Origin of the sequence: Neisseria sp. P0006.S009, from assembly GCF_051962915.1 — a bacterium.
Classification (GTDB): Bacteria; Pseudomonadota; Gammaproteobacteria; order Burkholderiales; family Neisseriaceae; genus Neisseria; species Neisseria subflava_E.
In genome coordinates this window covers 53834-73039 of the sequence record NZ_JBQCUV010000004.1, presented here as the reverse complement: position 1 = coordinate 73039, position 19206 = coordinate 53834, and the positions used below count along the sequence as shown (strand labels likewise).

General features: G+C 48.8%; 18 protein-coding genes and 3 tRNA genes. 12 read left to right on the top strand and 9 right to left on the bottom strand.

Annotated elements, in window-relative coordinates:
- Positions 1-40: 40 nt before the first annotated feature.
- Complete coding sequence (gene murI / locus ACTHTK_RS08100) at positions 41-850, bottom strand: glutamate racemase (protein WP_049331752.1); 810 nt, start codon at positions 848-850, stop codon at positions 41-43.
- 60 nt (positions 851-910) lie between these two features.
- Positions 911-2140 (bottom strand): multidrug effflux MFS transporter, encoded by a 1230-nt coding sequence (locus ACTHTK_RS08095; RefSeq protein ID WP_107722987.1) that lies wholly within the window; start codon positions 2138-2140, stop codon positions 911-913.
- Between the two features lie 241 nt (positions 2141-2381).
- On the opposite strand from ACTHTK_RS08095, the gene ACTHTK_RS08090 reads away from it, so the two are divergent.
- Positions 2382-3911: a helicase HerA-like domain-containing protein gene (locus tag ACTHTK_RS08090; protein WP_107722986.1), complete on the top strand. Its 1530-nt coding sequence runs from the start codon at positions 2382-2384 to the stop codon at positions 3909-3911.
- Positions 3912-4093: 182 nt separating this feature from the next.
- Complete coding sequence (locus ACTHTK_RS08085) at positions 4094-4573, top strand: DUF4410 domain-containing protein (RefSeq protein ID WP_107722985.1); 480 nt, start codon at positions 4094-4096, stop codon at positions 4571-4573.
- A 97-nt stretch (positions 4574-4670) separates the two neighbouring features.
- Here the strand turns inward: ACTHTK_RS08085 and ACTHTK_RS08080 are convergent, their stop codons facing one another.
- The 3 genes from ACTHTK_RS08080 to ACTHTK_RS08070 form a co-directional block, all read right to left on the bottom strand.
- Entirely contained in the window at positions 4671-6026 is a 1356-nt protein-coding gene (locus ACTHTK_RS08080; protein ID WP_036493871.1) for a PFL family protein, read from the bottom strand.
- Positions 6027-6041: 15 nt separating this feature from the next.
- Positions 6042-6314, bottom strand: coding sequence for an ACT domain-containing protein (locus ACTHTK_RS08075; protein ID WP_003680574.1), 273 nt, complete (start codon positions 6312-6314; stop codon positions 6042-6044).
- Positions 6315-6421: 107 nt separating this feature from the next.
- On the bottom strand, positions 6422-7561 hold the full coding sequence (locus ACTHTK_RS08070; RefSeq protein ID WP_107722984.1) for a polyamine ABC transporter substrate-binding protein: 1140 nt from the start codon (positions 7559-7561) through the stop codon (positions 6422-6424).
- A 328-nt stretch (positions 7562-7889) separates the two neighbouring features.
- On the opposite strand from ACTHTK_RS08070, the gene ACTHTK_RS08065 reads away from it, so the two are divergent.
- A complete protein-coding gene (locus tag ACTHTK_RS08065) occupies positions 7890-8426 on the top strand; it encodes an RNA pyrophosphohydrolase (protein WP_004520487.1) in 537 nt (178 codons plus the stop codon).
- Positions 8427-8494: 68 nt separating this feature from the next.
- Complete coding sequence (gene parE, locus ACTHTK_RS08060; protein WP_070583358.1) at positions 8495-10480, top strand: DNA topoisomerase IV subunit B; 1986 nt, start codon at positions 8495-8497, stop codon at positions 10478-10480.
- A gap of 190 nt (positions 10481-10670) precedes the next feature.
- Here the strand turns inward: parE and ACTHTK_RS08055 are convergent.
- From ACTHTK_RS08055 to ACTHTK_RS08040, 4 genes are all read right to left on the bottom strand, one after another.
- Positions 10671-10747: transfer RNA gene (locus ACTHTK_RS08055), tRNA-Asp, on the bottom strand.
- A gap of 33 nt (positions 10748-10780) precedes the next feature.
- Positions 10781-10856, bottom strand: a tRNA-Val gene (locus ACTHTK_RS08050).
- A 125-nt stretch (positions 10857-10981) separates the two neighbouring features.
- Positions 10982-11575 (bottom strand): GTP cyclohydrolase II, encoded by a 594-nt coding sequence (gene ribA, locus ACTHTK_RS08045; RefSeq protein WP_107722983.1) that lies wholly within the window; start codon positions 11573-11575, stop codon positions 10982-10984.
- Positions 11568-12233 carry a hypothetical protein gene (locus ACTHTK_RS08040; RefSeq protein WP_199903841.1) on the bottom strand — a complete coding sequence of 222 codons (666 nt, stop codon included), beginning with the start codon at positions 12231-12233 and terminating at the stop codon, positions 11568-11570. The genes ribA and ACTHTK_RS08040 overlap by 8 nt, the downstream gene beginning before the upstream one ends.
- Before the next feature lie 161 nt (positions 12234-12394).
- Between ACTHTK_RS08040 and ACTHTK_RS08035 the strand changes: the two genes are divergently transcribed.
- From ACTHTK_RS08035 to ACTHTK_RS08000, 8 genes are all read left to right on the top strand, one after another.
- Positions 12395-12479 (top strand) — tRNA-Leu (locus ACTHTK_RS08035).
- Positions 12480-12676: 197 nt separating this feature from the next.
- Positions 12677-13918: a tyrosine-type recombinase/integrase gene (locus ACTHTK_RS08030; RefSeq protein WP_107722981.1), complete on the top strand. Its 1242-nt coding sequence runs from the start codon at positions 12677-12679 to the stop codon at positions 13916-13918.
- A gap of 185 nt (positions 13919-14103) precedes the next feature.
- Positions 14104-15042 carry a hypothetical protein gene (locus ACTHTK_RS08025; protein ID WP_107722980.1) on the top strand — a complete coding sequence of 313 codons (939 nt, stop codon included), beginning with the start codon at positions 14104-14106 and terminating at the stop codon, positions 15040-15042.
- Positions 15043-15139: 97 nt separating this feature from the next.
- Entirely contained in the window at positions 15140-15346 is a 207-nt protein-coding gene (locus ACTHTK_RS08020) for a helix-turn-helix transcriptional regulator (protein WP_107722979.1), read from the top strand.
- 261 nt (positions 15347-15607) lie between these two features.
- Positions 15608-15934: a hypothetical protein gene (locus tag ACTHTK_RS08015; protein ID WP_107722978.1), complete on the top strand. Its 327-nt coding sequence runs from the start codon at positions 15608-15610 to the stop codon at positions 15932-15934.
- A gap of 200 nt (positions 15935-16134) precedes the next feature.
- Positions 16135-16350, top strand: coding sequence for a hypothetical protein (locus tag ACTHTK_RS08010; protein ID WP_049351938.1), 216 nt, complete (start codon positions 16135-16137; stop codon positions 16348-16350).
- Positions 16347-17447: a DUF7146 domain-containing protein gene (locus ACTHTK_RS08005; RefSeq protein ID WP_107722977.1), complete on the top strand. Its 1101-nt coding sequence runs from the start codon at positions 16347-16349 to the stop codon at positions 17445-17447. Before ACTHTK_RS08010 ends, ACTHTK_RS08005 begins: the two co-directional genes overlap by 4 nt.
- Positions 17444-19189, top strand: coding sequence for a DUF927 domain-containing protein (locus ACTHTK_RS08000; protein WP_107722976.1), 1746 nt, complete (start codon positions 17444-17446; stop codon positions 19187-19189). Before ACTHTK_RS08005 ends, ACTHTK_RS08000 begins: the two co-directional genes overlap by 4 nt.
- Positions 19190-19206: the final 17 nt, after the last annotated feature.

The following is a 19206-nucleotide window of genomic DNA, read 5'->3' as shown; positions in this document are numbered from 1 at the left end:
AACCTGAATCAGGTTTTCAGACGGCCTTTAATATCACCCATCAACCCAATGTTACCATCTCAATCTGTTCCATACTTCTACCCAAAAAGCGTTCGCCTATGGTGCGGAAACGCAGTGGGATGTCGCTGACGTAGAAGCGGTAATCCGGGTTGTCGTTTTCTGTATTCAGCAAACCTGCTTGCGCTAAGGCTTTGGCGGTGGCTTCGGCGGTGGTGATGGCGGAATCGACCAAGGTGACGTTTTGCGCTTCGCGGCCGATAAGCGGTTTGAGCAGTGGGAAATGGGTACAACCCAACACCAGCGTGTCGATGTCGTCGGCCAAGAGCGGCTTCAGGTATTCACGCACGGTCAGGCGGGTGACTTCGTGATCGAGCCAGCCCTCTTCTACCAATGGCACAAGCAGGGGCGCGGCTTGTGTGCGCACCAGCGTGTCGTTGTTTTTCGAATGGATAGCGCGCGCGTAGGCATTGCTGTTGACGGTGGTATTGGTCGCGATAATGCCGATTCGGTTGTTTTTGGTGGTTTGCAAAGCGGCTTCCGCACCGGCTGAGATAACGTCCAATACGGGCATATTGCCTGCTTTTTGGCGGATTTTTTGTCCGGCAACGGCGGCGATGGTGTTGCACGCGATGACGAGTGCTTTGACATCGTTTTCCAGCAGGAAATCGACAATCTGCATGGCGAAAGTTTCGATGGTAGCGCGGGATTTGGTGCCGTAGGGAACGCGTGCGGTATCGCCGAAATAGATGATGTTTTCCATCGGCAGGCGTTCCATCAGGGCGCGGACGTTGGTCAAGCCGCCGACGCCGGAATCGAATACGCCGATGGGGCGTTGTTTGCTGGTACTCATGGTTAATTTCTTCAATATAGTGTTGAGGCCGTCTGAAACCGTTTTCAGACGGCCTGAAGGTTAAACATATTCTTTTTTATCGTTTTCCATCCAAGCCTGATGCGAGCAAATCCACAACAGCACGATACCGCACACGGTCGAGCTCAACATCATACCGGCCATCACCAAGGCGGAACCATTGTGCAGCCAAGTCGTTGCCATGCCGACCGATGCGCCGATAAGGGATTGGAACACGCCTAAAACGGCATTTGCACTGCCGCCCTCTGCGCTGAAATAGCTCATAAAACAGGCCTGAGTGTTCGCTCCGACCAAACCTTGCGTACCGACTGAAAACATCACGCACAGCACCAAAGCCCACAAAGGCGGCAGAGACAGCGACAATATCAAAACCGTCATCAGCAGATTGGCGGCAAATTGGACGATAATGCCCCATTTGAGGATGTTTTGCGGATGCGTACCGGTTTTCAAACGCCATGCGGTAACGCGGTTAAACGACATCATGGTAATGATATTGAGCGCAAATATCCAAGCATATTGGTTTGGTGAAACATGATACAGGTGTTGGTACACAAACGACGATTCGGTCAAAAAGGCAAACATCGAACCAAAACTGAAAGCTTGAAAAAACAAATAGCCCATCGCGGCACGCGTTCTCAAAACGCGTTTAAACCTGCCTGCCACCACACCGAACACGTCCATGCTGATTTTGCCTTTTTGATGCGGCTTGGGCAGGAAATACCACATCAAACCCCAAAGCAGCAGCGAATAGCAGGCCAGAAAGCCGAAAATCATGCGCCAGCCGCCCAAATTCTGCAAGCCTGCACCAATCATCGGTGCCATCAGCGGCACAATCATCAGAATGATGCCGATTAAGGCAAACATCTGCGCGGCTTTGCGTCCGGAATAATAATCACGCACCATCGCGCCGGAAATCACCACGGTCATCCCCGCGCCAAACGCCTGCACGGCACGCAAGTTCAGCAGCTGCTCGACATTATTCACCATCGTCAAACCGATAACGGCGGCGAAGTAAATGCTCAAGCCCACCAAGGCGACAGGTTTGCGGCCTTTAATATCCGAAATCGAACCGCCGACCACCTGACCAAACGCCACACCAAACATAAAAAAGCTCAGGCTTTGCTCGATGCGGTGAATGTCCGAACCCAGCGACTTCGCCATTTCGGGAATCGCAGGCAGATAGGCATCGACAGAAAACGGCATCAGCGCGACCAACATCGCCATCAGCACGGCCATGGTTTTTTCGCCCAAAGGGGCTTGTTGTGCAGTCATTCCGACTTTCGCTTTCGTAAAGAATATTCAAAAAACAAAGAAAACAACCGCCTTGTCAGACGGTTGCGGATTGGATGGAATTATAGCAGATTTCAACCTTGTCCAATCACTGCAAAAAAACCTTTGCAAAACTTAAGGCCGTCTGAAACTTTGCTTGGTTGAATCCCCTCGCCGCAAACGTTAAAATGCTTGTTTTTTAAGACAACAAATTGTTTCACATCACGGATTCTAAGGAATAATCATGACTACATTTCAAATTGCGCGTGCCGACGGGAAAACGCTCGAAATCCAAGGCAAAATGGCCAACCGCCACGGCTTGATCGCCGGCGCGACCGGTACGGGTAAAACCGTTACCCTGCGCCGCATGGCGGAAGCCTTCAGCAGCGAAGGCGTCCCTGTATTCTTGGTCGATGTCAAAGGCGATTTGTCGGGCATCGCGCAGGCCGGTGCAAACAGCGGCAAAGTGGGCGAACGCATCGCCGAGTTTGGTTTGGGCGAACAATGGCTGCAAAATTTCCCCGTGCGCTTTTGGGATGTTTACGGCGAAACCGGTATTCCCGTACGCGTAACCGTTTCAGAAATGGGCCCTATGCTTTTGGCGCGCCTGATGAATCTGAACGACACGCAAGAAGGTCTGCTCAACCTCGTGTTCAAAGTTGCTGATGACAGAGGCTGGCACATTCTGGACTTGAAAGACCTGCGCAGCATGTTGAAACACGTTTCCGACCATGCTTCGGAATACCGCACGCAATACGGCAACGTTTCTGCCGCCAGTATCGGCGCGATTCAACGCCAACTGCTGACTTTGGAAAACGAAGGTGCAGAAAAATTCTTCGGCGAACCTTCCCTCAATCTGCAAGACTGGATGCAAACCGACAACGGCAAAGGCATCATCAACATCCTTAATTCCGAAAAACTGATGCGCTCGCCGCGTATGTACAGCGCGTTTTTGCTGTGGATGCTGGCAGAGTTGTTTGAAACCCTGCCCGAAGTCGGCGACTTGGACAAACCAAAATTCGTGATGTTCTTCGACGAAGCACATTTAATGTTCGACAATGCCGCCAATGCGTTGGTCGAACAAATCGAACAAGTCGTGCGCCTGATCCGTTCCAAAGGCGTGGGCGTATATTTTGTTACCCAAAACCCGCTCGACTTGCCCGATACCATTCTCGGCCAACTGGGTAACCGCGTACAACACGCCCTGCGTGCCTTTACACCGCGCGACCAAAAAGCAGTCAAAGCCGCTGCCGAAACCTTCCGTAGCAACCCCAACATCAAAGTTGCCGAAGCGATTGCCGAACTCGGCGTCGGCGAAGCCCTCGTTTCCTTCCTTGATGAAAAAGGTATGCCCGAGCCGGTAGAACGCGCCCTCATCCTGCCGCCGCAATCTTCCTTGACCCCGCTTGCCGCAGAAGAGCGCAACCGCCTGTTCCAAAAAGACGATTTGTATCCAACCTACAAAGACATGGTGGACAACTACTCCGCTTTTGAAGCACTGACAGAAGCAGACAGCCAAGCAGCCGCTGAGAAAGAAGCAGCTGCTGCGGCAAAAGAGCAGGAAAAAGCACAAAAAACCGCAGAAAAAGAAGCTGCCAATGCCGATCCCGGCATTCTCGGCGGACTGATCGGCGGCTTGAGCGGCGGACGTAAAAAATCCGGCCAAGGTTTGGGCTACAACGTTGCCGACGCCATCGGCAGCCAAATCAACCGCCAAGTTACCAACGCCATTTCTCGCAGCGTAATGGGCATTATTAAAAATATGTTTAAATAATCAGCCTGCAAACATAAAAGGCCGTCTGAAATTTCAGACGGCCTTTTGTTGTTTATATAAAGCTAAACTTTGAATTACCTTAATATATAAGCATAATAAATTGAAAGAAAAGTAAAAATGATTGATAATTCGATTTGCTTAAACTTAAGCATTTTATCAATTAAAAAAGAGAACTTTTTACCATGAAAAAACTACTCACACTAACGGCATTAGCCTTTGCTTTATCTGCTTGTTCAACAACCAGCACTGTTGATTTCGGACAAAAAGAAAAAAGCTACCATAGCTACACTATTCGTGATCTTTCTCAAGATCATATCCCATCCGAAACACGCGCACTTTTTATCCAATACTTGAACAATGAATTAACCGCTCTCGGTTATACCGTAGGTGACGACTTAGATATTAATATCAATATCGAAAACTTTAATGAAGGAAACCGTGCTCTGCGTTATTGGGTGGGCTTTGGCGCAGGCAAAGCAACGTCAAAAATCGTTACAACACTGGTTGATAAAGAAAGCGGAAAAATTGTCGGTAATATTCAAACTGACGGTATGTTGGCAATGGGAGTATTTGGAGGAAATAGCAAAGATGTTCTGAAAAGATCAGCTAAAGACATTGCCAAAAAAATTGCAGAATCCGGTATTTTGAAAAAAGGGAAATAATCAAGATATTATTTTCTAAAAACGTTTTACCAAATAGCTATAAATAAAAGGCCGTCTGAAAATCAATTTCAGACGGCCTTTTTATTCATCAATCCAATCAGTTTTTCATCGATTGAACCGGAGCCGGGATTCTGCCGCCTCGGTTGACGAACACTTCGCACGAACCTTCTTTGACCGGCATAACAGGCGCGTAGCCCAACAAGCCGCCGAACTCGACGCTGTCGCCGACGGTTTTGCCGGTTACCGGAATAATGCGCACGGCAGTGGTTTTGCTGTTGATCATGCCGATGGCGGCTTCGTCAGCAATGATGCCGGAAATGGTATGAGCAGGCGTATCGCCGGGAACGGCAATCATGTCCAAACCAACGGAGCAGACAGCGGTCATGGCTTCGAGTTTGTCCAGTGTCAGCACACCGGCTTCAGCAGCCGCAATCATGCCCTCGTCTTCCGAAACAGGGATAAACGCACCGCTCAAACCGCCGACCGCACTGGAAGCCATCATGCCGCCTTTTTTCACGGCATCATTCAGCAAGGCCAATGCCGCTGTCGTACCGTGCGTACCGCAGACGCTCAAACCCATCTCTTCAAGAATGCGTGCCACCGAGTCGCCGACGGCGGGGGTTGGTGCCAACGATAAATCGAGAATACCAAACGGGATATTCAGCATTTTTGAGGCTTCGCGGCCGATAAGTTCGCCCACGCGGGTAATTTTGAAAGCAGTTTTCTTCACTACTTCCGCAACTTCGGTCAACGTCGTTGCATCTGAATTTTCCAACGCGGCTTTTACGACACCCGGGCCGGAAACGCCGACATTGATAACGGCATCCGCTTCGCCCGAACCGTGAAACGCGCCCGCCATAAATGGGTTGTCTTCCACTGCATTGCAGAACACGACGATTTTGGCGCAGCCGAAACCTTCGGGCGTGATTTCAGCCGTGCGTTTGATGGTTTCGCCTGCCAGCTTAACTGCATCCATATTGATACCGGCACGCGTGCTGCCGATATTGATGGAGCTGCACACGATATCGGTAGTCTTCATCGCTTCGGGAATGGAACGAATCAACACCTCATCCGAAGGCGACATACCTTTTTGCACCAACGCGGAAAAGCCGCCAATAAAAGACACGCCTATCGCTTTGGCAGCCTTATCCAAAGTTTGCGCCACGCTGACGTAAGAATCAGCATGGGTGGCCGCGGCGATTTGGGCAATCGGCGTAACGGAAATGCGCTGATTCACAATCGGTACACCGTATTTGGCAGACAGATATTTTGCCGTTGCCACCAAGTCTTTGCCGACTGTGGTAATTTTGTTGTAAATGTTTTGGTTCAATACATTGATATCGCTGCTGATGCAGTCGTGCAAATCAATGCCGATGGTAATGGTGCGCACGTCAAAATTCTGGTCGGCCACCATTTTGACGGTTTCTAAAATCTCGCCGGATTGAATACTCATGGCTCTTCCTCCGACTTAAATACGGTGCATGGCTTGGAAAATTTCTTCGTTTTGCATACGGATATCAAGCGCAAGTTTTTTGCTCTCTTCCGCAAACAAATCCAAAACCTCTTGACGCGATTTGGTGCATTTTGAAGTATCCACCAAAATAATCATGGTAAAAAAATCATCCATCAGCTGTTGGCTGATGTTGAGAATATTGATTTGGTTTTCCGCTAAAATTTTGGAAACGTCGTACACAATGCCCACACGGTCTTTACCGATGACGGTGATGACTGAATTGTTCATAACGCTGTTTCTCCTCATAGGATATTTGAAAAGTGTTGACAATTATAACACTCAGGCCGTCTGAAAAACTGTTTCAGACGGCCTGAGTATTCAAATTTCAATTTTAATTATCGCCCTGCTTTTAAAGCCTGCCACAGGCGAACGCTGAGTTTGCTCGCATCGGTTGATTTGGGAGAGACAATGAAACTTTTTTCCATCAATTCTTTACTTGGGAAAATCGATTCGTCAGAGGTATATTTTTCATCCATCAAATCACGCGCCGGACGGCTGGCCGGAGCATAAGTCACATAGTTGCCGTTTTTGGCCGCTGTTTCCGGATTGAGCGTGTGATTGATGTATTTGTGTGCATTGGCCACATTTTGCGCATCACGCGGAATCATCAGCGAATCCACCCAAATACCGACGCCGCTTTTCGGCGCCAATACTTCGACTTCGACGCCGTTTCCGGCTTCTTTGGCACGGGTTTTGGCAATATTGAGGTCGCCGCCGTAGCCTACCGATACACAAAGATTACCGGCAGCCATATCGTCGATATAGCCCGACGAGGTAAAGCGTTTGATGTCGGGACGCACTTTTTTCATCATATCGACGGCGGCTTTGATGTCGTCAGGGTTTTCGCTGTTCGGATCTTTGCCCAAATAATGCAAAGCCAAAGGAATCTGCTCGATGGCGCTGTCGAAATAGCTGATGCCGCAGGATTTCAATTTTTGGGTGTATTCAGGGTTAAACACCAAATCCCATTCGTTTTCAGGCAGCTTATCCGTACCCAAAGCCTTTTGAACCTGCTGTTTGTTGATCGCCAGCGTATTGATGCCCCAGAAATAAGGGACGGCATATTCGTTGCCCGGATCGACGGTTTCCATCATTTTCAACAAATCGGGATCGATATTGGCGTAATTGGGAATTTGCGATTTGTCGATTTTTTGATACGCGCCGGCTTTAATCTGACGACCGACATTGGCAATAGAAGGCGCAACCAGGTCATAACCCGACTTGCCGGTCAGCAGCTTGGCTTCCAGCGCTTCGTTGCTATCGTAGTAATCGTAGCGGACGTTGATATTCGTATTTTTTTCAAACGCAGACAACGTGGCAGGATCGACATAATCCGACCAGTTGTAGATATTGAGTTTATCGGTTTGGGAAGAGGAAGTTTGAGATGCGGAAGATTCTGCGGCGGTTCCTTGTCCGCCGCTACACGCAGTCAAGACGAGGCTCAAGATTGCCGCCGCCATCAAAGATTTTTTCATGGTTTCAGACCTTTTGTTCGGGGGGTAAAAATATTGCAGCGGTGGCAGATGCCACTTACAAAAGGGAAACTGTGGGGGCGGCCGGCATGTGTCCTTTGCCCTTGATTCAGCAAGGTTTGCATTAAACGGCAAAAAGCTTTTGAATGCAAGACCTTAAAGCAGAAAAAATTCTCCCTTTTCAGACGGCCTGAAGCTATGGTTTTATTCATAAACAACATTTTTTCAGAAACGGTTTCATGCCGTCTGGAAAAAACTGTGGGCTTATTCAGACGGCCTCAAGATTTGTCAAAACCGCCCAATTTGTGGGAAAATTGCACGATTGAATTTAATGAAGGGCGACACCGTGTTAGACAGAGAAGGCTATCGCCCCAATGTCGGTATTATCCTGATTAACGAGCGTAACGAAGTCTTTTGGGGCAAACGCGTACGCGAACATTCATGGCAGTTTCCGCAAGGCGGCATCAAGCCGGGCGAAAGCCCTGAGACCGCCATGTACCGCGAATTGTACGAAGAAGTCGGCCTGTTGCCGCAACACATCAAAATCGTTGGCCGTACGCGCGACTGGTTGCGTTATGACGTTCCCAGCCACTGGGTGCGCCGCGAATGGCGCGGTTCGTATCGCGGACAAAAACAGATTTGGTATCTTTTGCGTTTGGTCGGCCGCGACAGCGACGTCAACCTCCGCGCCTGCCATCATCCTGAATTTGACGGCTGGCGCTGGCACCAATACTGGGCTCCGGTTGACGAAGTCATCGATTTCAAGCGCGGCGTGTATTTGGATGCATTGACCGAACTCTCCCGTTTCTTGCGCGGCATAGAAAGCTATGAAGACTTTATCCGGCGCAATCCAATAGAAAACCTATAACCCAAACGCTTTCAGGCCGTCTGAAAGCGTTGTTTTTCATCCTTTCAGACGGCCTTTACATTATTCCTATGGCTAAAAACAATCAATACAGCGAATCCAGCATTACCGTCCTCAAAGGCTTGGAGCCGGTCAAAGAACGTCCCGGCATGTACACCCGTACCGACAGCCCGACCCATATCTGTCAGGAAGTGATTGATAACGCGGCGGACGAGGCGTTGGGTGGTTTCGCTACTGAAATTGACGTACAAATTCATGAAGACGGTTCGCTTTCCGTCCGTGATAACGGCCGCGGCATTCCCGTCGGCCTGCACCCCGAAGAAGGCGTACCCGTAGTCGAACTCGTGTTTACCCGTCTGCACGCAGGCGGCAAGTTCAACAAAAAAGACGGCGGCAGCGCCTATGCCTTTTCAGGTGGTCTGCACGGTGTCGGCGTATCTGTTACTAACGCCCTTTCCACCCGCCTTGAAGTAACGGTCAAACGCGAAGGCAAAGTCCACCGCATCGTCTTTTCCGGTGGCGACGTCATTGAGCCATTGACTGAAGTGGGCAAATGCGCCGTCAAAGACAGCGGCACCGAAGTGCGCGTATGGCCGGACGGCAAATATTTTGAAAGTCCGAATTACAGCATTCCCGAACTCGAACGCCTGCTGCGCGCCAAAGCCGTCTTATTGCCAGGTGTACGCGTTTCCCTAACCCGTCCGGTTAAAGGCGAAGACGAAGCATACACCCAAACTTGGCACTACCCGGACGGCCTGAAAAGCTATCTGACCGACCTGATTGCCGATGCGCAAGAAGCTGTGCCTATCTTCTCTTGCGAAAACTACATTTCAGACGGCCACAACGGCGATTTCAGTATCGGCGAAGGTGCTGCGTTTGCCCTGACTTGGCTGGAAGAAGGCTCGTGTGCCAACGAAAGCTATGTCAACCTCATTCCCACCCCGCTAGGCGGCACGCACGAAGCAGGCTTGAAACAAGCCGTGTTCAACGCCGTCAACAATTTCATCAATCTGCACAACCTCCTACCGCGCGGCGTAAAAATACAAAGCGACGACGTGTTCGGCAAAACCGCCTTCGTCCTCTCCGCCCGTGTCCTCGACCCGCAGTTCCAAGGTCAGACCAAAGACAAACTGACCAACCGCGACGCGTTGAAACTCGTTGCCGCCGTATCGGGCGACCCTTTGGAATTGTGGCTGAACCAAAACGTGGACTTCGGCAAAAAAATCGCCGAACTCGCCATCCGTCAGGCACAGGCGCGGATGCGTTCGGTTAAGAAAATCGAAAAGAAAAAAGGCAGCGGCGTCGCCGTCCTGCCCGGCAAACTGACCGACTGCGAAAGCGAAGACATCCGCGAAAACGAACTCTTCCTCGTTGAAGGCGATTCCGCCGGCGGCTCCGCCAAACTCGCCCGCGACAAAGCCACGCAGGCCATCCTGCCCCTGCGTGGCAAAGTGCTCAACAGCTTCGAAGTCCACCCCGACCAGCTTTTCGGCAACGCCGAAATCCACGACATTTCCGTCGCCATCGGCGTCGATCCGCACGGCATCAACGACAATCCCGATTTAAGCGGCCTGCGCTACGGCAAAATCGCCATCTTGTCCGATGCCGACGTGGACGGCTCTCATATTCAAGTTTTGCTGCTGACCCTGTTCTACCGCCACTTCCCGAAACTGGTCGACGACGGACACATCTACGTCGCCCAGCCGCCGCTGTTCCGCGTCGATGTCAACGCACAAGGCAAAAGCAAACCTGCCCGCAAATTCTACGCCCTCGACCAAAACGAACTCGACAGCATTTTGGAGCGATTACAAAAAGAAGGTGTTAAAGAAACTGCTTATTCCATCAGCCGTTTCAAAGGCTTGGGCGAGATGAACCCCGACCAGCTCAAAGACACCACCATGCACCCCGACACCCGCCGCCTGTTGCAGGTACAAATCCCCGAAGGCGCGGATGACGAAACACGCGACATCTTCGTCAAACTGATGGGCAAAGGCGAAGCCGCCGCCCGCCGCGCATGGATGGAAAAAGAGGGCGATACGGCAGAATTGGATATCTAATCTATTGTTTCAATAGACTAAAGGCCGTCTGAAACTTTAAAAATTTCAAACGGCCTTTTTTAAAATCATCAGAAATTAAGATTAAACAGTATTTCAATATCCTGTTACTTACCTGTTTCTATTTTCGCAACTTAATTGTGTCTTTAAGACAAATAAAAAAGCACTGATATAATCAGCGCTTTTTAAATAATGGCGCGGCGGACGGGGCTCGAACCCGCGACCCCCGGCGTGACAGGCCGGTACTCTAACCAACTGAGCTACCACCGCGCATCCACTGTCAAAGACAATGAAAAAGAAACTTGGTGGGTGATGACGGAGTCGAACCGCCGACATTCTGCTTGTAAGGCAGACGCTCTACCAACTGAGCTAATCACCCGATAAGCCGTCATTAAATCAAAAAATTAGGCCATGCGCAAGGTTTTTATTTAAATAAAAATATATCCCATTGAAAGAATATAGAATATTTTATTTAACCGCAAAAATTACCGTTATGCCTATCCATCAATCGAAAATCAAATGTCCCAATTTATCCGCTTTAGTATGCAGATAACGCTCATTTTCCACATTTTCGCCGACATGCAATGCAATCCGTTCGACCACATTAATACCGGAATCTTTCAACGTTTGGATTTTTTCAGGATTATTGGTCAACAATCTGACCTCACGAATATGCAGATAATCATAAATCTGCTTGGCTAAAGTGAAGTCGCGCGCATCAACAGGAAGGCCGAGCGCTACATTGGCTTCAACCGTATCCAAGCCCTGATCTTGCAGACGATAAGCACGGATTTTGTTTATCAAACCAATGCCCCTGCCTTCTTGGCGCAAATATACGATAACGCCACGCCCTTCTTTCTGAATGGCTTGCATCGCTGCTTGAAGCTGAGGACCGCAATCACATTTTACCGAAAATAAAGCATCGCCGGTTAAGCACTCGGAATGAATACGCGACAACACAGGCAGGCCGTCTGAAACATTGCCCATCGTCAATGCGACATGCTCCTGACCACTCTCTTCTTCAAAACCGTGCATGGTAAATTCGCCCCATTCCGTAGGCAAACGGCATGACGCGACAAACTTCAACGCGTTACTCATTTTCCGCTTCCTCGTTTTCAGCCACGCCCAAGAGGTTTTTCAAAGGTTCCGCCAAGGCTAATGCAAGGGCAATCCAAGACACCAATACTTCATCAGGCGCACCGTCTTTGACATCAAACTCGGCATGCACTACACCCAAAACCGCACCGCTGGGCATACAGACAGGAACTGAAATCTGGCTCAAGCCGGGATGATTGCGTTCGGCCGACAATTCACCAATTTCCTGCCAATACTCCACATTCTGACAAACATTCATCCAACCGCTTTGCGCCGTACGCACAGCCAAAAAAGCCTGTCCGGCCTGCTCGTCGATTGGAATCACATTTTCCAACGGTACGCCCCAACGGCTCAGTCGAACCAGCGACAACGCGCCATCTTTCGGAAACGCTGTATAAACCGCTGCACTTTTCAAATGCTCGGTGCGCTCGGCAACCGAATCCAAAGCCATAAAAATCTGTTTCAGCAACAATTCATGTTCGGCATCAACATAATCTGCCAACTGCCAACCGTCTTCAGACGGCCACAAAATCGAACGCTCAACAGAAGCATTGCCCATTTTAATCACAGCCTGGGCAGTCAAATAAGCAACATGTATCTCATCCGCAGGCAACTTCAAACCTTGCGTCTGCAAAAAATCTTTAATCAATAAAGCAGGCATCTGCCCTTCCTCACCAATAGTAAAGTTGAGGCCGTCTGAAAACAAACCCTGCTTTCAGACGGCCGGAATAAATCATTATATAAGGGATAAACCGAAAAATTCAAGCAAACAAGACTTTGCGCCCCCATTAATCTTGTGTATAATCCACGGTTCAAATTAGTGCGGACGTGGCGAAATTGGTAGACGCACCAGATTTAGGTTCTGGCGCCGCGAGGTGTGAGAGTTCGAGTCTCTCCGTCCGCACCACCCAACCCCTTTTAGGGGCTTTTTTTTCGTCTAATCAAATCTAACATAGTAATCAAGATTCAATACTGGCAAGGCTTTCAGGCCAATATACCCCTTGCCAAGTGTCTAAATACCCCCAATACCATTTAATTGAGTAAAGCACAAAATGTGGGTATGATTCAGGGGACAGCCAAAACCACTGTAAAGCATACCCACAAATGCCACTAAACGACCGCCAAATCAAAGCCGCCAAACCGGCTGACACTGGAAAGAAAATCAAGTTATTTGACGGAAATAGCCTGTATCTTGAAGTTACACCAGCGGGCGGAAAAATATTCCGCATGAGATACCGTATAGATGGCAAAGAGAAAGATTTAACTATCGGGAAATATCCTACCGTTTCACTGGTAGAAGCCCGCCAAGCCGCCGAAAACGCCCGCCGCATGATTGCACAAGGGCAAGACCCCAACAAAGCCAAGCAAGAAGCCAAAGCAGCCCGACAAGCCGCCTTGCTAAATACTTTTGAGCATTTAGCCAAGCAATGGTACGAGGACAATTTGCCCCGCTGGAAAGAACATCACGCCGAGCGGATCATGCGTTATTTGAAAAATGACGTTTTCCCAGTCATTGGAGAAATCCCCGTTAATGAAATCAAGGTAACCCATATCAAAAACTTGCTTGATGACATTATGGCAAGGGGCGTTACTGATACCGCCGACAAAATCAGGGGCTGGATAGGAGCAGTTTTTGACTATTCCGCCATGCTGGAAATATCAGAAAACAACCCCGCCCGCCTGTTGAAAAATCACATTCCCAACTTACCCACCAAACACAAACCCGCCCTGCCCCGTGAAGAATTGCCGGAGTTTTACCGCCGCCTGATACTGGCAAACAATATAGAGCGGCAAAACAAAATTGCCATCATGCTGATCATGCTGGTGTTTGTGAGAAATAACGAATTACGCGGCGGCCAGTGGGAAGAAGTGGACTTTAAAAACAAGCGTTGGATTATTCCCGCCGAAAGAATGAAGCACGAAAAGATGAAGCCAAAGCCCGCTTTATGTGTGCCTCTTTCTGATTGGGCAATAGAGCTACTTCAAGAGTTACACACGCTGACAGGGCATAGCCGGTTTATGTTTCCAAGTAGAACCAACGTAAACCGCCATATCAGTGAGAACACACTAGGAAAAATCATTAACGAGAAACTAGGCTATAAAGGCAAGGCCACGCCACACGGCTTCAGAGCAGTAGCAAGTAGTTTGCTTTATGAAAACAACTTCAACGGCGGCGCGATTGAAACACAGCTTGCCCACGTTGAAGAAAACAAGATAAAGGATTCATACGCCTACCAAGCCGATTATATGCCCCAGCGTATCGAGTTTATGCAATGGTATAGCGACTATTTACGGGAGCGATACAACCAGGCATTACAGATGATTCAAAAAGACAAGACGGGTTAAAAATTCCCTATGCGCGTGAGTAAATATACTGGTTACTCTGGTTACCACAAAACTTTACAAATATAACTATATGAATATAAATATAAATACAAAGAAAAAGCGGTAACCAGTTAACGTAAATTTACTGGTTACCAACTGGTTACCACTGGTTACCAATATTTGTATTTATGCAGGAGACCGTAAAAATGGCATGGCGAGCATATTACACCTTAAAAGATGCAGCTAATGAATTAAGTAAACAGCTTAATGATAGCTTTGAAGTTAATGATATTATCCATTATGGGGCTATCGGATTAACTGAATTTTGCATACAAGCATCTACAATGAGATTTTTTAAAAGGAGCTTGGCAGAACGTTATTTCCCAAATATTGATAATCCCTTAATTATTGAATGTTATTTATTTAAAGGTTATTTCGCACCAATTCACAGCACCACAATGCAAGAAATTGAAATTAAAAAATCAGCTAAAGTTAGCGTATGCCCATATCTATTAGACATTAATGGGGAGCATATTGAGGCAGCCCCAGAGGGTTTACAGCATCTTGGCATTAATCCGGCTTTTGAAAACTATACTGTAAGAATCCCCAAACTAGCTTCTGGAACAAAACTGATAGAATGTAAAACACCACAGGAAGTAATTGATGTAGAAAATGAAAATTACGGACAAATAGCAGGGTTACCATACATTACAGACTTGAAAACTGAGGGCTGGTTTTTTCAATACATTCCAAATGAGGCATTAGCCGATTTTACTAGAGTAGAAGACTATCGGTTTCGACCTAGATACCCAGATAGAGATTTTTTAGAGAGTAATAAATGGAGTATAACGGTTACTACTGATACCTTACGCCTTACAAGTAAGAGTTTTAATGAGCTAAAAGAAGTATTGAGCGAAAAAATGAAGATACAAAAATCTATCAGCAAACGCACTGAAAATAAACAAGCTGAAATTATTGTGGCACTTTCCGCTATCTATACAAAAACCGATTGCAGTAAACCATACGAGGCAGCAGAAACTATTATCCAAGAGTGGGAAAGACAAGCCGATAAACTAGGCAAGCCCCCCACTGGAGACACATTAGCAAAATATATTAAGCAAGGTATCGACCGTCTTTCACAATAACCTAATTAGGTTTTATGCAATCCTATATAGGACAAGCCGCCCACAGAGGCGGCTATTCTTTTGCTTGTCATCTAACCCGTTATAAGAAAGGCAACCAATGAATAACACTGTATTACGAGTAAACGATACCGCCCGCGTTATGGGCGTTTCACGAGCGACTGTTTGGAATTGGGTAAACCCTAAGAGCCGCCATCACCGCCCTGATTTTCCTAAGCCTATCAAACTTTCAGACAATATTACCGGCTGGCTTTCCAGTGAGATTGAAGAGTATCTCAACAAACTGGCCGCCAAACGCGAAGAGTAGGAGTTTTCTGAACAATACGCGCGCGCGCGAAGAATCAACGGGAATCTATCCCTTTAGACAAAATCAGCAGGGTAGCGCTGATTTTTTATCGCCATTTTCTCTTATGGCGTTTGAAGCCTATTTACAGGCTTTGGACGGCATATCAAAGTTTATGGCGGTGTGTGGTAACGGCAACGTCCACGCCTGACTAGTTACAGGAGAGAGCACCGCCCCCTTATTTCGGGCATTTCTCAAATCTCAATTTAACTAGGAGCATTTCAAATGCAATCTTGCACTTCTACCCAAATCCAAACCATTCAAAATCAATCCCAAACGGTAACCATCCCTTTAGAGCTGGCAAACCGCATCATGGACGCGCTGTATTACGGCGGCGAATTTATCGCCAATACGGGCGCAATCATCGACACCATTTGCGACAACATGGCCGCCCATCCCGTCCACAACGCCCCCATAAGTGCGATCAGAAGCACGGCACGCCTTGCCACAGTCATTCAAACCCTAGTCCCCCATGCGGAAAACTTGGAATCTTTCGATTTGTCATCCGAGCTTGAGGGATATATTCAAAACCGACCCCATCCCGCGCCCTGACGATTCAGACGACCTGAAAGAATGGGCTGTTTACAGCGTAACCCACGCCGGTTAAGCCCACCTATTCCCTGAAATTTACCCGCCTTTATGCCGCCTATTTCAGACGGCATAGGGCAAACTTCGCCCTAGTGTTTTCATAACTAATTGATTTTATTAGATTCATGTTTTGAAACACTGGAGGCAGAGCAAAGGATAAAACCATGAAACAGACCAATAAATCCGACCGTTTCCGCCGGTATCTTAACCGCGCCTTGCTGGTGTTTTGGGTGTTGCTTTTGGCTTTGGTAGTCCGAGCCTGTAACCAGCCCGCCCACGCCGACACGGAGCAACTAGAGCAGGAAACGCCCGCAATATGGGAAACCGACCCGACCGCCGGAATTGTTTTAGAACCAGTATCAGAGGAGGCAGAGCAATGAAACCAACATACCAAGACATTAAAGCCGTCGCGCAATACCGCTGGCCGGAAATACACGCCGCATTAGGCATAGACCCGCGATACCTGAAAAACAAACACCAGCCCTGCCCCGCGTGTGGAGGGAAAGACCGTTTCAGATATGACGACAAGGACGGAAACGGCACATTCATTTGCAGCCATTACAACAACGGCGCGGGCGATGGTTTCGGCTTGGTAATGCACTTTTTCGGGTGTGATTTTCAGACGGCCTTAAAGCAGGTTTCAGGCATTTTAGGCATGGACAATGCAAACCCTTTGCCGATACCGCCAACACGCCCACAAGCGCAACCACGCCCCGAAAAAGACCAAATCGAGGAACTGGCCGCATTGTGGAGAAGCACAGAACCTATCCGCCCCGATTCCCCTGTTATCCAGTATTTGAAATCACGCGGTTTGGACATGGCGCATTTACCCGAAAACGTCCGTTTCCTACCTGAAAAAGACTATTGGACAACAGGCGAAGATAAGCCGCTGTTGCTTGGTAGTTTCCCCTGTATGGTTTGCGCTATCCGCGATATGGACGAAGAGCTACAAGGCTTACACCTAACCTATTTACAGCCTAGCTATGACAAGCCATGCGGAGAGGACGGACTACACGCCCCGCGCTACCAGAAACTGGCAATCAAAGGCCCTGTAACAGGCGAAACATTACCGGCCAAGAAAATGAGAAGCCGCAAGAAAGGCAGTATATCGGGGCAAGCCGTCCACCTGTTCCCGATTCCTGAAAATGGCCGTCTTGTCATTGCAGAGGGCATAGAAACCGCCCTTGCCGCCCGTGAATTGTACAAGGCTTACGATTGGGGCTTATGCGCGGCCTTGAGCGCAAACAGCTTGGCAAATTTTCACTTTTTGAACGGTATAAAAGAGATTGTGATTATTGCCGATAACGACACGCCCCGCCCCGTTGGTTACAGAGCCGCTTATGACTTGGCAATGCGAGCCATTAAGCAGGGAATCAAGGCGAGTATATGGCAAAGCAAAACGCCGGGCTATGACGCACTGGACGAACTGAACGAGAAAAAGCAATCAGACAATCATTCCGGAGGACAGACAGCATGAAAAATACCGAAACAGCGAAGCAGGAAAGCCCTAACGATTACAACCTTGAGAATATCGAGCTATTCCGCCCGCGCCCTCACTTTGAAATCGATAATCAGGGCGTATGGTGGGTAAACGTTAGAACCGATAAAGACGGCGATATTATCGAATCAGAGCCGCAATTCCTTTCCGACCCTATCGACATCATAGGCACGGGGCAAGACAATGACGGCGCGTATTATCGGATTATCAAGTTTAAAGACAAAATCACACGCCAACAAAAGACCGCCGCCCTACCACAAGCAGAAATCGGCACAGTTCAAGGCTGGCAGCGTTTGCAGAATTTCGGCCTAGTCATCATGAGCGGACGGGCAAAAAGGGAAAGACTGGCAGACTATTTGCAGAAAGAGGGAAGCCCGATAGCCTTTACCATTACCGACCGCGCCGGTTGGAACGGGGACGCCTACATACTGGCAGGCGGGGAAGCCGTTAATGCAGACGGCACAAACATTCTATACAACGGAGACACCAGCCAAAAAGACGGTTACACAGAAAAAGGCAGCCTCAAGGAATGGCAGGAGCAGGCAGCGCGATACGCAGAGAACAATAGCCGCCTATGCCTTGCTTTAGGTTTAAGCATGGCCGCGCCATTCTTGGCACTTTTGAACGAAGAAGGAGGCGGTTTCCATTTGGCGGGCGATTCCTCAAAAGGCAAAACAACCGCCGCGCGGCTTGCCTTGAGCGTATGGGGCGACCCTGAAACCACTAAAGGAAATTGGGATACTACCCCGCTTGGCTTGCAGAATTTAGCTTTAGCCCGCAATGATGGCTTGCTGGTGTTAGATGAAATCGGGCAATCAGCCGACCCGCGAAAAATCCCGCAAATGGTTTATAGCGTTATCAACGGCGTGTCAAAAACACAAGGCGCAAAAGATGGCGGCAACCGCCGGCAGAAAACATGGCGCAATCTGATACTTTCGACCGGCGAAATAAACCCAGAGAGCCTAATAGGAGACCGCGCCCAATGGAAAGCGGGTAATCATGTTAGGTTACCTGACATACAGGCAGAGGCAAGATATGGCATTTACGACACGTTGCACGGCTTTGCAGATGGCGCGAAACTGTCGGAGCATATCAACCAAGCCACAGCCAAGCAGCGAGGAACAGCAGGCCGCGCCCTTATCCGCCAAATCCTTAAAGACGGAAAAGAAGCCGCCGCCCAAGCCGTAGAAGCCAGCCGCACCCAATTCCTTGAGACCTTGCCACCAATGGAGGGACAGGCGCGAAGAATCGCCCGCCGCTTCGCCCTTTTGGCCGCCGTCTTGGAATATGCCGCCCCTATTACCGGCATAAGACAAGGAGCAGGAGAGGCAGGAGTAAGGCAGTGTTTCAACGAATGGCTTGAAGAAAACGGCACAGGAAACCGCGAAGACCGCCGAATCATTGAACAAGTGATCGCCTTTATGGACGTTAACGCACTGTCAATGCGCTTTTCAGACTGGAACGCCCAAACAACAAACCAAAATCACGCAGGTTATCGGAAACAGGAGGGGAGCATAAATGAGTATTGGATAGTCCCCGTAACCTTTGAAAATGAAGTATGTAAGGGATATAGTCCGCGCAAAGCGTGTGAAGTCCTACATAATCACGAATGGTTAAAAAAAGCCGACAACGGCAGATGGCAACACCAGCGCAAACGTAACGGCAGTGCAAGCCGATTCTATGTTTTGATGGGAGAAGCCCCGCCCGACTTTGACGAATAACCAAGAGCAAGCCCGCT

Bases quoted from the DNA above. Each gene is read 5' to 3' on its own strand.
- ACTHTK_RS08020 (WP_107722979.1), top strand. From the start codon at position 15,140: ATGAATAACACTGTATTACGAGTAAACGATACCGCCCGCGTTATGGGC.
- murI (WP_049331752.1), bottom strand. From the start codon at position 850: ATGAGTACCAGCAAACAACGCCCCATCGGCGTATTCGATTCCGGCGTC.
- ribA (WP_107722983.1), bottom strand. From the start codon at position 11,575: ATGAGTAACGCGTTGAAGTTTGTCGCGTCATGCCGTTTGCCTACGGAA.
- ACTHTK_RS08065 (WP_004520487.1), top strand. From the start codon at position 7,890: ATGAAGGGCGACACCGTGTTAGACAGAGAAGGCTATCGCCCCAATGTC.
- ACTHTK_RS08075 (WP_003680574.1), bottom strand. From the start codon at position 6,314: ATGAACAATTCAGTCATCACCGTCATCGGTAAAGACCGTGTGGGCATT.
- ACTHTK_RS08005 (WP_107722977.1), top strand. From the start codon at position 16,347: ATGAAACCAACATACCAAGACATTAAAGCCGTCGCGCAATACCGCTGG.
- ACTHTK_RS08025 (WP_107722980.1), top strand. From the start codon at position 14,104: ATGGCATGGCGAGCATATTACACCTTAAAAGATGCAGCTAATGAATTA.
- ACTHTK_RS08030 (WP_107722981.1), top strand. From the start codon at position 12,677: ATGCCACTAAACGACCGCCAAATCAAAGCCGCCAAACCGGCTGACACT.
- ACTHTK_RS08090 (WP_107722986.1), top strand. From the start codon at position 2,382: ATGACTACATTTCAAATTGCGCGTGCCGACGGGAAAACGCTCGAAATC.
- ACTHTK_RS08095 (WP_107722987.1), bottom strand. From the start codon at position 2,140: ATGACTGCACAACAAGCCCCTTTGGGCGAAAAAACCATGGCCGTGCTG.
- parE (WP_070583358.1), top strand. From the start codon at position 8,495: ATGGCTAAAAACAATCAATACAGCGAATCCAGCATTACCGTCCTCAAA.
- ACTHTK_RS08010 (WP_049351938.1), top strand. From the start codon at position 16,135: ATGAAACAGACCAATAAATCCGACCGTTTCCGCCGGTATCTTAACCGC.
- ACTHTK_RS08085 (WP_107722985.1), top strand. From the start codon at position 4,094: ATGAAAAAACTACTCACACTAACGGCATTAGCCTTTGCTTTATCTGCT.
- ACTHTK_RS08015 (WP_107722978.1), top strand. From the start codon at position 15,608: ATGCAATCTTGCACTTCTACCCAAATCCAAACCATTCAAAATCAATCC.
- ACTHTK_RS08080 (WP_036493871.1), bottom strand. From the start codon at position 6,026: ATGAGTATTCAATCCGGCGAGATTTTAGAAACCGTCAAAATGGTGGCC.
- ACTHTK_RS08070 (WP_107722984.1), bottom strand. From the start codon at position 7,561: ATGAAAAAATCTTTGATGGCGGCGGCAATCTTGAGCCTCGTCTTGACT.
- ACTHTK_RS08040 (WP_199903841.1), bottom strand. From the start codon at position 12,233: ATGCCTGCTTTATTGATTAAAGATTTTTTGCAGACGCAAGGTTTGAAG.
- ACTHTK_RS08000 (WP_107722976.1), top strand. From the start codon at position 17,444: ATGAAAAATACCGAAACAGCGAAGCAGGAAAGCCCTAACGATTACAAC.